The following is a 15743-nucleotide window of genomic DNA, read 5'->3' as shown; positions in this document are numbered from 1 at the left end:
GTTGGATCTATAGTTCCAGCGTGCTGCATCTATATATGCAACGCGTTGCATATATAGATCCAACAAATGATAATCATTCGGTGTAAAATCCGTGTAATCTGTGGTGAACCGGAACCTTGTATTACTTTAGTTTTGCTCTCGAAATCCTTTCCCCGAACGTCAAGTTCAGATTCAGGCTGAATCGGCTTTCCTGCATCAGATTGCTGCGTGTGTTCAGTTGTTTCCGCCAGGTGGCGCCCAGCGAAAGATAGGAGTACCGGATGGGGAAGCTCGCCCCTACACTGGCTTCCAGATACTGCATCTTCCCGCCTTTCAGGTTGATATAGGAGTTGCCGAAACCTATTCCACCCATCAGCTCGGTGGAACGTGCCAGACGTGGCTTGGTAATGTAGCTGCCTCCCAGGTTCACTTTGTGCTGGTTCTCGTATTTCATGGAAGTGTAGGAGGAGGAGTTGCGGCTCCAGTCCAGGTAGTTGTAGTCGGCGGTCAGCACCCAGCGTTCGGTGGTTATGCTGAGGCCGGTGCCGAGGTGCATGGGCAGATATTGTGTACGGCTGTGGTATCCTTTATCGAGGTTCTCGCTGGTAGATGAGTTGCTGTAAGTCAGTGTATTGTCGTGGCTGATGGGAAGGGAGGGAGCAAATACCAGCCCTGCCGCCCACTTCCGTTGTCCGGTCGCACCCCATTCGTAATGTATGCCGAAGTCCGCATAAAAGGCCTGTTTAGAAGATTCGTACTTTACGACGGCGCTTTCCTGCGTTTCGCTTTGCGTCACTGTGCCCGCTATCATCCCCAGATTGATGCCGACCGACAGTTGCCTGCTCAGTGCAAAGGCATTGGTGACGTAGCACCGGTATAGTCCGCCCGTACCCTCAAAGAGCGAGTAGGTGTAGTTGCCGGGCATTCCCTCTATCTCTTCTTCGGTCTGGATGACATAGCCCACACTGCTGTATGGTGCTGCACCTACAAGGGCATACCAGCGCGGCAGGACACGGAAGCCCATGCTGATGCGGTTGGGGTTGCCGGTGAAGTTGGAGCTGTGTTCGCTCAGAAAGGAGTAGCGGGCATATGAGGCAGATGCACCCACATCGAACGTGAAGCAGGCGGTGTCCATGCGGGTGATGGCTGCGGGGTTCAGCGTGTTCAGAAATCCGGTACGGTTCAGGGCGATGCCCGTGTTGCCCATGCCGGCATAACGTCCGCCGTCACCGGCACTCAGTTCGCCCACTCCGTACATGGAGGTGGGCAGGTTGGTGGTGTTTTGTGCCACGGCAGTGAGGCTTGCCGTACACAGACTGCACAGCAGAAGGGGAATCCGGTAATGGCGTTTCATTGCTCGTTGTATATTTTGAATCTTACGTCTAATCTGCATTGGTTTTCTTGTTCGGGGTCGTTGGTGAAGATGACCTGGTTGAAGGTGGTGGTGCTTTCTTCGTCTGTCAGACTCATCAGCAGTTTCTGCCGCTTGATGCCCGAAGTGCCGTAGTTGTTGCGGATGAATTCGGTGAGGTCGAAGGAGTAGTAGGTCTCTTTCCCGTACATCTCGTCGATGGTCAGGTCGCCGGTCTGTACGGTTACGCCGTCACTGCCGTATACGTAGTCCTCCAGCACATTGTTCTCGTCCGTGATATAAAGGCGGATGTCATTGGGAAGCTGGCTCACTTCGTTGTAGCTCCGGGCCAGAGGATAGAGGTAGAGTGTGGCGCTCTCTATGGAGACTATCTGTCCGGCACTTCCGAGGCTGTTGAGGTAGGGGAATTCCAGTTGGTTGTAGTAACCCGTCAATCCCTGCATATAGGCCAGGCAACCCATGTCGCTGGAGTGGACGAGGTTCTCTATTCCGCTTTTCAGGGAAGCAAGGTGGGTGCCGGTGGGGTCGTGCCGGATACCGGTATAGGCATAGTCGGTGTTTACGCTGAAAGTCAGCACTTGTCCGGTCCGCTGGTTGGAGACTTCCTGGTAGTGGAGGTTGATGCTCATGGCAGAATCATTCACCATGAATCCGGTGATACACTGCCCGTCGTTTTCGGGAACAAAGACCAGTCCGGGGAATTTCTTCTTGAACTTGTCTTGGGTATCGAAGTTGTCGTCCTGCGCCACGAGGTCATTCAGCAGTTGCTGTCCCCATGAGTCGGGCAGGCGGACGCTTACTTCCTTCTTCCGCCCCGGGCAGGGGGTGAAGGTAAAGCTGAAGAGTGGGGCATCTTCCGTCGGGAGTACGGTGCTGTTGTAAAGGTCCTCGTCGTTGTCCAGCACGATAGGGTTTTTCAGCCGGTAGATGGAGATGCGCTGTTGCGTCAAGGTATCTCCCCAGAAATGGCCCGAAGGTATCATCCGTAGTACGAGGGAGTCGAGGGTATAGGTGTAGTCTGTGTTGGGGGTGAAGTGGGACGTGGAGTATTCGGCATAGTAGGTGGCGGATACATCTCCCCAAGAGCTGCTCCGGTAATGTCCCAGCTGGCAGATGCTGTCGCCCCGGGTCTCTATGGAGTCCAGCAGGATGGTGCTGATGTCTACCGAGCAGGTGTCTGCGTATACATTATAGAAGGAGCTTTCCACGAGGCTCTTTCCAAGCTGCGAGTTCTCGTCCTGGCAGGCGCAGAAGATAGCGAGGACTGCGAATAAGCTGTACAATGACTTCTTCATTTCTGTTCTTTTAGTTGGCGGCAAAGGAAAGGCAAAACTTTTATATCTTCCTACAAAAATCGGCGTTCGGACGGTTTTTATCGGTAAAGGCGTTTAACGGGAATTTCGGACTGTTCGTCGGTTATTTTTGTCGGTGTGGTTGCGGTGGTTTACTTTTGCGGACAGACAAAAAGGACCTCCCGCAGCTTCTTGTTTTGGAAAGTGGGAAGTATAAAGCTTAATCATTAAAAAAACAATAAACAATGAACAGACTATTGGTAGGAATAATGTTGCTGGCCATCGTGTGCATTGCCGGCAGTTGTACGGACGAGGATGAATACACTCAGGGGCAGTGGATGAAGAAAGCCAGCTATAACGGTGTGTACCGCGCTTATGCCTCCGGCTTCACCATCGGCAATTATGGATATTTGTGTGGCGGCTTCTACGGAGCGAACAAGGATTACCTGAACGACCTTTGGGAGTATGACATGAGCCGGAACAGCTGGACGCAGTGTGCCGACATGCCCGTTGCCGGGCGCAAGGCTGCCGTGGGCTTTGCCGTGAATGGCAAGGGATACATTACGACCGGTTCCGTGAAGGACGGCTCCTCGTCCTACTGTGTAGCAGATACCTGGGAGTATGACCCTGCCACGGATACCTGGACACGGAAAGACGACTTCAAAGGCGGAGTACGCGACGGTGCCCTGGCTTTCAGTATAGGCGGATATGGCTATGTCGGTACGGGCTGCAACAGCGACGCTACCGGCAGCGAGAGTGCCTACAAGATGGACTTCTACCGTTTCAACCCCAATGGCGCCGAAGGTTCGCAATGGGAAGCGGTGAGCGGGTATGGAGGCGAGAAGCGCTACTTCGGTACGGCATTCGTCATCGATGAGGTGGCCTACATCTGTTGCGGGCGAAACAACAGTACCGATCTGGTGGATTTCTGGAAGTTCGACGGAAGCAACTGGACCCAGTTGCGTGACATTGCCGATACGGACTCCGACAATGACTATGACGATGACTACGCCATCACACGGTCCGAAGCCGTATCCTTCGTCATCGGTGGAAGGGGATTTGTGGCTACGGGAATACGTAACAGCACTTCCTTGAGCAGCGACTACTGGCTGTACGACCCTGACAAGGACTTATGGTACGGCGATTCCGATGACGACTTTACCCCCATTACAGATGTACATAATTATCCTTCCGGTGCTTCTTCGCGCAGGGCTGCCGTTGGTTTCTCTACCGGCGAACGTGGTTTTGTGCTGACGGGAACAAGTGGTACCAGCTACTTTGATGATGTGTACGAACTTCTACCCGATGAGGAAGAGGAAGTCTGATTCGCCTCATAACTGAACGGAACTTATGAAGCTGATGTTTATTATGATAAAGATAGGTGTACCGGCTGTGATGGCGGTATGCCTTTCTTGCTGTTCGGGTCATACTGCCGGCGGTGGCAATGAGTTGAAATGCCGGGTGATGGAGGTGGAAGGCGGTTACGGCTACGTGGTGCTGCATGGAGCCGATACCCTGATATATCAACCTTTTATACCTGCTTTGAGCGGTCGCCTGCCATTTGCAACAAAGGTGGAAGCGCTGGCGGCCGGTCGGCTGGTATGCCGTAAGCTTGCCGATGGGCAAGCTCCGGCATTGAGCAGGGAGGAGGTGGAGTCTTGTCTGACAGACACCGGACTCTAATCTTCTAAAGAATCCTTTACTTCGTGATGTATTTCCGAGCAGTCATAAGGGTATCTCTGCATGAATTTACCCTTGAGTACCTTCTTTGTATCGCTACCGGGACGTGAAAGAGTGGCGGTGAATGTCACTTGAAGCCGTTTGTAGTAGATGGTTGAAGTGTATATGTTCCATTTCATACCTACTATGTCTACTTCAAAATGTTTATATCTCAGTTCGTCTTCTTTGTAATACTTGCCTTGGTTGATGAAGAATAACAGTTGTTGTCCCATGATTATTTTTCCGTCTTCTATGTGGTTGGGCAGATAGATGCTACGTTTCTCCGGGTCTATGCTTTTGAAGGTTTCGTCAGAGTGCCCATCGGGTATGAATGCGTATTCTGTCCATTTATTGATGAATGGATAGTAGTCATGCTTGTCGGTTGTGTTTCCCAGATTTTCATTTTTATAGGTACTCTTATCAGGTCCTGTTCCGGCTTCTTTCACTCCGTCACCTTCTTCCACGCTGTATTCGATGGACTCTATCTGATAGAAGTTAGTGCACGGTTCTTGGTGTATGATGATTTGTTCCTTGTAGAGTCCCGTTTTCATCTCAAGGTTGATGATGAGGCTACGGGATTCACCTAAGTCAAAGTTGTCTTTAAAGTGCAGGATGAGATGGCTGTCGGTGTCCCGTTCCAAGTCCCACCATTTATAATGCAGGCTTCCCGTACCTTCCAGTTGTGGGAGCTTGTTGCCATCCATCATGAGGTCTCCCCATGGGGTGGTGATGGAGGTTATGCGCCAGTCGCCGCGTGTTAGGTCTATCTGCAGGGTAGAGGCTTCGCCCTTCACGGTAGTTTCCTGAAAGGGCGAGAGGCGGATTTCATCGCTATCATTGCAAGCCGTCAGGCCGCAAAGGAAAAGAGCGAACAAAAGGATGGATTGGAATAAGTCAGTCGTTTTCATGTTGGTTATTATTTGATTATGTCCATTGGACGTGGCATTCTTTGTAAATGCTGCACGACAAAGATAATTATTTCCTCTTTACGCTGTATTCTCCGAAAGAAAGAAGTACTCTTTTTTGCCGGATAATACGGGTTTTATTAACTTGCGCACAAATTATCGCTAATCATTAACCACTAACCATTAATTCCATGAAATACCAAGTTGCCATTATCGGTGGAGGTCCTGCGGGATATACTGCTGCCGAAGCTGCCGGAAAAGCAGGATTGAGTGTCGTACTATTTGAGAAGCAGAGTCTCGGTGGAGTGTGCCTGAATGAAGGGTGTATCCCTACCAAGACCTTGTTGTATTCGGCCAAGACCTATGACGGAGCCCGCCATGCTGCAAAGTATGCGGTCAGTGTGCCCGAAGTATCGTTCGATTTGCCCAAGATTATTGCCCGCAAGCAGAAGGTAGTGCGCAAGCTGGTATTGGGAGTCAAAGGAAAGCTGACTGCCCATGGTGTGACGATTGTCAGCGGAGAGGCCACAGTGACGGACAAGAATCATGTGGAGTGCGGCGGAGAAACCTACGAATGCGAGAACCTGCTGCTCTGCACCGGTTCCGAAACCTTTGTCCCTGCCATTCCCGGTATAGACAAGGTGCCTTACTGGACCCATCGTGACGCGCTGGACAACAAGGAACTGCCCGCTTCGCTTGCCATCATCGGCGGCGGTGTCATCGGTATGGAGTTCGCTTCTTTCTTCAACAGCCTGGGAGTGCAGGTAACCGTCGTCGAGATGCTGGACGAGATACTGGGAGGCGGTATGGACCGAGAGCTGGCGGGTATGCTCCGTGCAGAGTACGCCAAGCGGGGAATCAAGTTCATGCTGAGTGCAAAAGTAGTGTCTGTCATGCCGGATACTGCCGAAGCTTCTTCCCTTATCCAGGTGAATTATGAAACAGCCGACGGTCCCGGTTCCGTCGTTGCCGAACGGCTTCTGATGAGTGTCGGGCGCCGTCCGGTAATGAAAGGCTTCGGATTGGAGAATCTGGGCTTGGAAAGAACGGAGCGCGGAAATGTCTTTGTCAACGGACAGATGCAAACTTCAGTTCCCGGAGTATATGCTTGCGGCGACTTGACGGGATATTCCTTGCTGGCGCATACAGCCGTCCGCGAGGCGGAAGTAGCCATACATTCCATCATTGGCAAGAAGGATGCCATGAGCTACCGTGCCATCCCCGGCGTGGTATATACCAATCCCGAAATAGCCGGTGTGGGCGAGACAGAAGAATCCCTGCAGAAGAGAGGCGTTGCCTATCGTGCTGTGAAGCTTCCGATGACGTACAGTGGTCGCTTTGTAGCAGAGAATGAAGGAGTGAATGGCGTCTGCAAGTTACTGTTGGGCAGTGACGATACCGTATTGGGGGCACATGTCTTGGGTAATCCCGCTTCGGAAATCATCACGCTGGCAGGCATGGCTATTGAACTGAAACTTACTGCCGATGAATGGAAGAAGATTGTCTTTCCGCACCCCACGGTGGGAGAGATATTCAAGGAGGCATTGTAGAACCCATGACTATTGTTTCATATAAACATAAAAGATGAAAACCGTAAAGCTAATCACCTGCGACGATGCCTTTCAGGCACATGTTATTCAGGGTGCCTTGAAGAATGAGGGCATTGCGTCTGTTTTGCATAATGAAAACATGTCTTCCGTGATGCGCGGATATGTCCGTGATGTCACGGGAGTGGATATATTTGTCTATGAGGACGAATATGACAATGCCCTCCGTCTGCTTGAACGGAACCAGATGATTCCGGAACAGTTGAGGTACTGCCCCCATTGCGGTTCGGATGAGATTAAGTTTGTGCTGAAGAAGAGCCATCGGGTGCGTGCTGTGGTGGCTGCTGTTATTGCGGCATTGTCGGCCGCACCTCCGGGCACTGAGCATTGGGAGTATGTATGCAGGAAGTGCGGCACTCATTTTGAGAAGCCGGTGGCGAAAGGAACAGTTGAAGAATAATCAGGTGTTTATTCTTTTAACCGCTTTTCAATCCAGTCCCGGTTTTTACGTCCCAATCGGCTTTCCGCAAAATCCAGGAAAGCCGATGTGTCTGTTATATGGGCTTGGATGACACCTGCCAGAAAGTTGAAGAAAGGTTCTTCACCCACTCGGACAAGCAGGTCGGCGAGTAGTACTGACCCTTTCCTATAGAGGGCAAGATGCGCTTCGCGGTCGTTGCGGTCAATACCCCAGATAGGACGGATATGGCGTGTTTCCTTACGGTAGGCGTCGATGTAAGCGGCATAGGCTTTTTCGCCGCGGGCGTGGCGTATGTATTGCAAAGCACTGAATTCGGCAAAAGATTCGTTCAGCCAGTCGTGCCAAGATTCCACCGGAGCCTTGTTCCACCAGAAGTGGCCGATTTCGTGGGCGGTGTTCTTGAGTACATATTCATTGAATGTTCGGGAACTGAGCATAATGAAATTTTTACGGCTGTACCCTCCTGAGGTGCCGGAAGCTGAAAGCAGGAATTTCATGTAAATATCCTCATCTCCCGCAATTTTATAAAGGCGTCGGAAGAATTTCAAGGCATTGTGGCAACATTGAAGTGCCGAGTCTGCACCGGCATCCGGGAAGTCTGTATAGATAAGTTCAATGGTAGTTCCGTTATCATTGATGCGGCGGCTTTTCAGCATGGGTGAAGCCAGGATAACATTGTCGAAATTCTCCCAAGGTTGCTCCATTTCCCATATCCCTTCTTCTGTATGGGAAATAATACCTGAGCCGCTCACCGTATAACCGTCAGTGATGCCGATTCGTAAGTGCGAATAATCTGCCCGGTTACCGTTGCAGACAGGATACCATCCCGTATAGTAACCAAGTTCAATCCAATGGTCATTGAATGATTTTGCAGGGCCCTGCACTTCCTGCATGTAGAGTGTGTAACGGGTATTTATGCGGCAGCGGTCATCGGCTCCTGCCGGCCGGTAGAGGGTCAAGGTCCGTCTGTCGGGAATGAATTGGGCAGGTGCTGGGGCAAGCGTATCGAAACGGTAGGTTATCTCCCGGCTGCTGTGGCGTAGTGTGTCGATACGGGCATGGCGCCATAGTACCAACGAGATTGAGTCACTGTCATGGAAATCGACTTCAAACGAACCGCCAACTTCGACTTGTCGGTTCGGTACATCAATCTGTACGGTTAAGTCATAACTGACAATGCGCGGAGATTCTTGTGCCCGAAGCATGGGGGAGAAAAGGAGGCATATTGTAAAGCTGGCAATTGTAAGTTGTAGTTTCATGGTACATCAATTTTAGAGTGATAGTAACTGGGAGATTTTGCCTATGCAATCTATGCAAAAGTAGTATTTTTAAAGGAATATTAAGATGGATGGCTGGATATAATTTATGAAAAGACTACCTCGTTGTTGTTCATTTGTAAGATTGTCGTACTTTTGCCTTTAAAGATAAATATATTTATGAAAAGGATATTGTTGCTGTTAATTTTATCCGTCTGCCTGCTCCCATTATGGCCCCAAGAGACGGTAACTCCGGTGAAGCCGCTCTCTGCGCGGATTGATGCGTTGATAGAACACAAACTTCCCGCAGGCTCTAATGTGGCCATTTCGGTCTATGACCTGACTGCCGGAAAGCCCTTGTACGGCTATCAGGCGGACAAGCTTTCCCGTCCCGCTTCCACCATGAAGCTGCTGACCACCATTACCGCCCTTTCCCGTCCCGAAGCCGACGAGCCGTTCCGTACGGAAGTGTGGTATCAGGGAACCATTGAGCGCGATACCTTGCAGGGGGATATGTATGTGATAGGCGGTTACGACCCGGAGTTTGATGAAGAGGCATTGGATTCCCTGGTGGCTACCGTGGCCCGTTTCCCCTTCTCTGTCATCAAAGGCAAGGTGTATGGAGATGTCTCCATGAAAGACTCCTTGTACTGGGGCAGCGGCTGGTTGTGGGATGATACTCCCTATTCCTTCCAGCCCTACCTCTCACCGCTGATGCTGAATAAAGGAGTGGTGAAGGTTACCGCCACACCCGGCGAACGGGGCGACAGCGCACGCCTTGAATGCACTCCCGCCTCTTCCTATTATACACTGACGAACAAGACCCAAAGCCGTACCCCTTCTGCCGGACGTTTCCGTGTGTCGCGCGACTGGCTGGTGAACGGGAACAACATCACCGTGACGGGCAACGTCGATGCCCGCCGTGCAGGTACGGTCAATATATTTTCTTCGCAGGACTTCTTCATGCATACCTTTATGGAACGGTTGCAGGCACGAGGCATCCGGTGCATTCCGGCGGCAGAAGCGGAAGTCTCTTACCTCTTCGGTGAGTTCCGGCAAGACAGCCTCTCCGTACGGATGGCTTCCTATGAAACTTCCGTGCAGGATGTGGTGAAACAGATAATGAAGGAGAGCGATAATCTCAATGCCGAAGCCATGCTCTGCCGGTTGGGTGTGCAGAGCAGCGGAAAGAAGCGTGTCTCTGCCGAGGACGGGCTTTCTGCCATCCGCATGCTGATAAAAGAGATGGGATATAACCCCGATAGGTATAATCTGGCAGATGGTTGCGGCCTTTCCAATTACAACTACATTTCACCGGAACTCTTGGTTTCTTTCCTGCGATATGCCTACTCGCGTACGGATGTTTTCCAGAAACTTTATAAGGCTTTGCCCATTGGCGGCGTGGACGGTACACTGGAGTTCCGCATGAAGAAAGGCACCCTTTCCCACAGAAATGTACATGCCAAGACGGGTTCCTTTACCGCCATCAACTGTCTGGCCGGCTACCTTAAAGCCCGCAACGGACACGAGATAGCCTTTGCCATCATGAACCAGAATGCACTGTCGGGCAGGGAAGCACGCGCTTTCCAGGATGCGGTGTGTGATGAAGTGATACGTTTTAGCCATCGTAAAGTTGACCTTTAGCGTCGTAAAGTTAAGGTTTAGCTTCCTAATGCAGACCTTTACGGAGTGAGCCCCAAGAGTAGGGGAAATCATTCCTCTTTCGTATTGCGGTAGCGTGCCGGAGACATACCCAGATAAGACTTCACATACTTCCCGAAGAAAGACTGGTTGGGGAAATTAAATTCTTCTGCAATCTCCTTGATGGACTTGTCCGAATGCTTCAGCCGGTACTTGATGTGTTCAATGGCATTCTCGTTTATCAAGTCCAGCGGTGTACGTCCGCATGCCTGCTTGATGACCTTCGAAAAGTGTTTGGGGCTATAGCAGAGTGCATCGGCATAATATCCTACAGAACGGTGTATGCCGTTGTCTTTGGACAACATCTCTATAAACTTACGCAGGATATAGTCGGACTGTTTGATGCTTTCTTTTGTATCGACTGTCATTTCTGAAGGGTTCACTTCTTTGTTGAGGTGTCCCAACATCTCACAGAAAATGGCAGAAAACAAGTATTGCATCACTTCCCTGTGATAGTGATGAGGCTCGTCGTTTATCTTTGCCATAAGCAGTTCTCGGTAGAATTTGAAGATTTCCTTGTCCCCTTCCTCCCCGACAGACTTTATGGGATTGTTGTGGATATGCATAACGGTATTCCATGTATCCTTCTCCATCTTGACCACGCGTTGTAGGAACTGTGTGGAGAATGCGGCAAGCCTTATCTTGTGCTTCGGGCTTACCATCGCGTGGCTGATAATGGTATTGGGAAGGCCGAGCAGTAAGTCGCCTGCTTCCAGTTGGTAGGTTTTGTAGTTGACGTCCAACTGGATGCAGCCTTCTAGACAGATAGCGATAAGGAAGCATCCCAATCTTATTGTATCTTCATTGTAGGGGCTTCCCTCCAGACTGTTGATTATGACAAAGTCATTGTCTACATAGTCAAGGACATGTTCGCTGTTTTTAAAGTCCGCGATTTCTACGATTTTTATGTTCCCTTTCTCCATATTCTTCCTTTTTCGTTTTGCAAAGTTGGTGAATAATGGGAAATATGGGATGTTCCATTATGCGGCTTTCTTGTTCTATATGTCATTTATAGACAATTCATTAGCCTTAAAAAAGATGAATGTCGAAAAAGGAACATCTTTGGAGTGTAATTGGTCATTATGGCGTTGTTCCTTTCTCCTACTTTTGCCACCAGTTTTAACAAAAAGACAATGAGAAAAAGTATGATTACATTGAACAGGAAATGGATACGGCTGATAGGGATTGTCGGTTGTACAATGTGTTTGGCATCTTGCAAGCAGGCATCGGATGCTTCCGGAATGAAACCTTCTTATGCTACCATGAAAGTGGAGGCGACGGACAAAGAGCTTTCCACTTCGTACTCAGCAACGATACGCGGACGGCAGGACATAGATATTTATCCGCAAGTGTCGGGTACCATCGAGAAGTTGTGTGTGACCGAGGGGCAGAAGGTGCGCCGGGGACAACTGCTTTTCATCATCGACCAGGTTCCCTACAAGGCTGCACTCAAAACGGCCGTTGCCAATGTGGAAGCGGCACGTGCCGCACTGGCTACTGCCGAACTGACTTATAACAGCAACAAGGAATTGTATGCGCAGAAAGTGGTTTCGGAATTCAGCCTGAAGACTGCCGAAAACAGCTACCTTACCGCCAAGGCGCAACTCTCACAGGCCGAGGCCCAGGAGATAAGCGCACGCAACAACCTCTCCTATACGGAAGTGAAGAGTCCCAGCGACGGGGTGGTGGGGGCATTGCCCTACCGTGCAGGGGCATTGGTCAGCCCCAGCTTGCCGCAACCGCTGACAACGGTCAGTGACAACAGCGACATGTACGTTTACTTTTCCATGACCGAGAACCAGTTGCTCGCCCTGACACGCCAGTACGGCAGCATGGACGAGGCGCTGAAGAACATGCCGGCGGCAGAGCTGCGTCTGAACGACAATTCCGTCTACGACAAGAAAGGTACCATCGAGTCCATCAGTGGTGTCATCGACCGCCAGACGGGTACGGTAGTGGCACGCGTGGTCTTCCCCAACGAATCGCGCCTGCTCCATAGCGGGGCATCGGGCACGGTGGTGGTGCCTGCCACGTATAAGAACTGCATTGTGATTCCGCAAGAAGCCACCGTACAGTTGCAGGACAAGACATTGGTATACAAGGTAGTGGATGGCAAGGCCGTCTCTACCCTGATTACCGTGGCAGGAATAAATGACGGACGCGAATACGTGGTGCTGGACGGACTGAAAGTGGGTGACGAGATTGTTTCCACAGGTGCCGGACTGCTGCGCGAAGGAACGCAAGTGAAATGATGATTGCTATTTTATCAACTATCAATGACCCATTAAGATGAAAGGAAATATATTTATAAAACGGCCGGTGATGGCTATCTCCATCTCCGTACTGATTCTGGTGATAGGGCTTATCTCGCTCTTTACGCTGCCGGTGGAACAGTATCCTGATATTGCACCTCCCACGGTGTACGTCAGCGCCAACTACACCGGTGCCGATGCCGAAGCCGTATTGAACAGTGTCATCATGCCGTTGGAAGAGAGCATCAACGGTGTGGAGAACATGATGTACATCAGTTCTACCGCCACCAATGCCGGTTCTGCCACCATACAAGTCTATTTCAAGCAGGGCACGGACCCCGACATGGCTGCGGTGAACGTACAGAACCGCGTATCCAAGGCGCAGGGACTGCTGCCCGCCGAAGTGACGAAAATCGGTGTGACTACCCAGAAGCGGCAGACCAGCTTCCTGCAAATCGGCGCTTTGGTGAGCACCGACGGGCGCTACGACCAGACGTTCCTTGCCAATTACCTCGACATCAACGTGATTCCGCAAATCAAACGTATCGAAGGTGTGGGTGACGTAATGGAGCTGGGTGATACCTACAGTATGCGCATCTGGCTGAAACCGGAACGGATGGCGCAGTATGGACTGGTCCCTTCGGATGTGACCGCCGTATTGGGCGAGCAGAACATCGAAGCGCCTACCGGTTCGCTGGGCGAGAATTCAAAGAACGTGTTCCAGTTTACGATGAAGTATCGCGGACGCCTGAAGAGTGTGGAGGAATTCCAGAACACGGTGGTACGCTCGCAGAGTGACGGTTCCGTGCTCCGTCTGAAAGACGTGGCGGATGTGGAGCTGGGTACGCTGACCTATAGTTTCCGCAGTGAGATGGACAGCAAGCCGGCGGTACTTTTCATGATGTTCCAGACGGCAGGCTCCAACGCAACCGCCGTCAACAAGCAGATTACCGCACAGATAGACGAGATGAGGAAGAGCCTGCCCGAAGGGACGGAATTTGTGACGATGATGAGTTCCAACGACTTCCTCTTCGCTTCCATACACAATGTGGTGGAGACACTGGTCATTGCCATTATACTGGTAATTCTGGTGGTGTATTTCTTCCTGCAGGACTTCAAGAGTACGCTTATACCCTCCATTTCCATTATCGTGTCGCTGGTCGGCACGTTTGCCTGCCTGGTGGCTGCGGGGTTCAGTCTCAATATCCTGACGCTGTTTGCGTTGGTGCTTGCCATCGGTACGGTGGTGGACGATGCCATCGTGGTGGTGGAGGCAGTGCAGTCCAAGTTTGATGCCGGATACAAGTCCCCTTACCTTGCCACGAAGGATGCGATGGGCGATGTGACGATGGCCATCATCTCTTGTACCTGCGTGTTCATGGCGGTATTTATCCCCGTGACGTTTATGGGTGGTACTTCGGGTGTGTTCTATACGCAGTTCGGCATTACGATGGCAACGGCAGTGGGCATCTCCATGATTTCGGCATTGACGCTTTGCCCCGCCTTGTGCGCCATCATGATGCGTCCGTCGGACGGCACGAAGAGTGCGAAGAGCATCAACGGACGGGTGCGCGCGGCATACAATGCTTCGTTCAACGCCGTGCTGGGAAAATATAAGAAAGGTGTGATGTTCTTTATCCACCGCCGCTGGATGGTGTGGACTTCATTGGCGGCTACCGTCGTATTGCTGGTTTACTTGATGAGCACCACCAAGACAGGGCTTGTGCCGCAGGAGGACCAGGGTGTCATCATGGTGAACGTCAGCACCTCACCGGGAAGCACGCTGGAAGAAACTACGAAGGTGATGAACAAGTTGGAGGATATTCTGAAGAGCACACCAGAGATAGAGCACTATGCCAAGGTGGCAGGCTACGGGCTGATGTCCGGTCAGGGAACTTCCTACGGCACCATCATCATCCGTCTGAAGGACTGGGGTGAGCGAAAGGGGAGCGAACACACGTCCGATGCTGTGGTGGCACGCCTCAATGCCCAGTTCTACGGTGTGAAGGAGGCGCAGATATTCAGCTTCCAGCCGGGTATGATTCCGGGCTACGGTATGGGTAACTCCTTAGAGCTGAACCTCCAGGACAGAACGGGCGGTGACATGGCAACGTTCTACGAGGCAGTGATACAGTTCCTGGGTGCGCTGAACCAGCGTCCTGAGGTGGCTATGGCGTATACCTCTTATGCTATGAACTTCCCGCAGGTATCGGTAGATGTAGATGCGGCCAAGTGTAAGCGTGCGGGCATTTCGCCGAGTGTGGTGCTCGACGCATTGGGCAGCTATTGCGGCGGTGCCTATATTTCCAACTACAATCAGTTTGGCAAGGTGTACCGCGTCATGATGCAGGCATCGCCCGAATATCGTCTGGACGAACAGGCACTGGGTAATATGTTTGTGCGCAACGGTACGGAGATGGCTCCGGTCAGCCAGTTCGTGACGTTGAACAAGGTGCTCGGTCCGGAGACGGCAAACCGTTTCAATCTGTACAGCGCTATCGCCGCTAATGTGAATCCGGCGGAAGGATATTCGTCCGGTGAAGTGCAGAAAGTGATTGCGGAAGTGGCAGAACAGACATTGCCGCTGGGCTACGGTTACGAGTACGGAGGTATGGCACGTGAGGAAGCCAATACTGGTGGTGCGCAGACTGTCTTTATTTATGCCATCTGTATCTTCCTTATCTATCTCATCCTGGCATGTCTTTATGAGAGTTTCCTGATACCGTTTGCGGTCATCTTCTCCGTACCGTTCGGGCTGATGGGTTCGTTCCTCTTTGCCAAGGTTCTGGGATTGGAGAACAACATCTATTTGCAGACGGGTGTGATTATGCTGATTGGCTTGCTCGCCAAGACGGCCATCCTGATTACGGAGTATGCCATCGAGCGGCGCCGCAAGGGAATGGGCATTGTGGAATCAGCTTATTCGGCCGCCCAGGTCCGTTTGCGTCCTATCCTGATGACGGTGCTGACGATGATATTCGGTATGCTTCCGCTGATGTTCTCGAGTGGTGCGGGCGCCAACGGTAACTCTTCGCTGGGTACGGGCGTAGTAGGCGGCATGCTCATCGGAACGCTAGCGCTGCTTTTCGTCGTTCCGGTGTTCTACATCATCTTCGAGTACTTACAGGAGAAGGTTCGTCCGCCAATGGAGGAAGAAGCCGATATGCAGGTATTGCTTGAAAAGCAGAAGAGTGAGGCAGAACGGGCGAAAGATTGAGGAAAATAAAATAAAAACAGAT

12 protein-coding genes are annotated in these 15743 nt (G+C 51.3%); 7 read left to right on the top strand and 5 right to left on the bottom strand.

Annotation, left to right across the window (positions count from 1 at the left end):
• Positions 1-121: 121 nt before the first annotated feature.
• Together DW947_RS18175 and DW947_RS18170 are read right to left on the bottom strand one after the other, a co-directional pair.
• Positions 122-1333, bottom strand: coding sequence for a hypothetical protein (locus DW947_RS18175; protein ID WP_117887849.1), 1212 nt, complete (start codon positions 1331-1333; stop codon positions 122-124).
• Complete coding sequence (locus DW947_RS18170) at positions 1330-2646, bottom strand: DUF4270 family protein (RefSeq protein ID WP_119958593.1); 1317 nt, start codon at positions 2644-2646, stop codon at positions 1330-1332. The genes DW947_RS18175 and DW947_RS18170 overlap by 4 nt, the downstream gene beginning before the upstream one ends.
• 242 nt (positions 2647-2888) lie before the next feature.
• Between DW947_RS18170 and DW947_RS18165 the strand changes: the two genes are divergently transcribed.
• The gene (locus DW947_RS18165; protein ID WP_005825248.1) at positions 2889-3968 is read left to right on the top strand and encodes a Kelch repeat-containing protein; all 1080 of its coding nucleotides are present in this window, start codon (positions 2889-2891) and stop codon (positions 3966-3968) included.
• Between the two features lie 25 nt (positions 3969-3993).
• Positions 3994-4326, top strand: coding sequence for a DUF4907 domain-containing protein (locus DW947_RS18160; protein ID WP_005825250.1), 333 nt, complete (start codon positions 3994-3996; stop codon positions 4324-4326).
• Here the strand turns inward: DW947_RS18160 and DW947_RS18155 are convergent.
• Positions 4323-5270 (bottom strand): hypothetical protein, encoded by a 948-nt coding sequence (locus tag DW947_RS18155; RefSeq protein ID WP_061412812.1) that lies wholly within the window; start codon positions 5268-5270, stop codon positions 4323-4325. The two genes, DW947_RS18160 and DW947_RS18155, sit on opposite strands and share 4 nt — an antisense overlap.
• Positions 5271-5458: 188 nt before the next feature.
• On the opposite strand from DW947_RS18155, the gene lpdA reads away from it, so the two are divergent.
• Positions 5459-6817, top strand: a complete 1359-nt coding sequence (gene lpdA / locus DW947_RS18150; protein WP_119958592.1) for a dihydrolipoyl dehydrogenase — start codon at positions 5459-5461, stop codon at positions 6815-6817.
• Positions 6818-6851: 34 nt separating this feature from the next.
• Positions 6852-7274 (top strand): DUF2007 domain-containing protein, encoded by a 423-nt coding sequence (locus DW947_RS18145; protein WP_005825260.1) that lies wholly within the window; start codon positions 6852-6854, stop codon positions 7272-7274.
• Positions 7275-7282: 8 nt separating this feature from the next.
• Here the strand turns inward: DW947_RS18145 and DW947_RS18140 are convergent, their stop codons facing one another.
• Positions 7283-8554 (bottom strand): M1 family aminopeptidase, encoded by a 1272-nt coding sequence (locus DW947_RS18140; RefSeq protein ID WP_119958591.1) that lies wholly within the window; start codon positions 8552-8554, stop codon positions 7283-7285.
• Between the two features lie 177 nt (positions 8555-8731).
• Here DW947_RS18140 and dacB point away from each other — a divergent pair, with 177 nt between their 5' ends.
• Positions 8732-10195 carry a D-alanyl-D-alanine carboxypeptidase/D-alanyl-D-alanine-endopeptidase gene (dacB, locus tag DW947_RS18135; protein WP_119958590.1) on the top strand — a complete coding sequence of 488 codons (1464 nt, stop codon included), beginning with the start codon at positions 8732-8734 and terminating at the stop codon, positions 10193-10195.
• Between the two features lie 68 nt (positions 10196-10263).
• On the opposite strand, the gene DW947_RS18130 is transcribed toward dacB, so the two are convergent.
• A complete protein-coding gene (locus DW947_RS18130) occupies positions 10264-11175 on the bottom strand; it encodes a helix-turn-helix domain-containing protein (protein ID WP_022400615.1) in 912 nt (303 codons plus the stop codon).
• 222 nt (positions 11176-11397) lie between these two features.
• On the opposite strand from DW947_RS18130, the gene DW947_RS18120 reads away from it, so the two are divergent.
• Positions 11398-12504: an efflux RND transporter periplasmic adaptor subunit gene (locus DW947_RS18120; protein WP_034523281.1), complete on the top strand. Its 1107-nt coding sequence runs from the start codon at positions 11398-11400 to the stop codon at positions 12502-12504.
• 37 nt (positions 12505-12541) lie between these two features.
• Positions 12542-15721, top strand: a complete 3180-nt coding sequence (locus DW947_RS18115) for an efflux RND transporter permease subunit (protein WP_035447432.1) — start codon at positions 12542-12544, stop codon at positions 15719-15721.
• Positions 15722-15743 lie beyond the last annotated feature (22 nt).

Source organism: Bacteroides sp. AM44-19 (genome assembly GCF_003603395.1).
GTDB lineage: Bacteria > Bacteroidota > Bacteroidia > Bacteroidales > Bacteroidaceae > Bacteroides > Bacteroides uniformis.
This window is presented reverse-complemented; position numbering and strand designations above follow the sequence as displayed.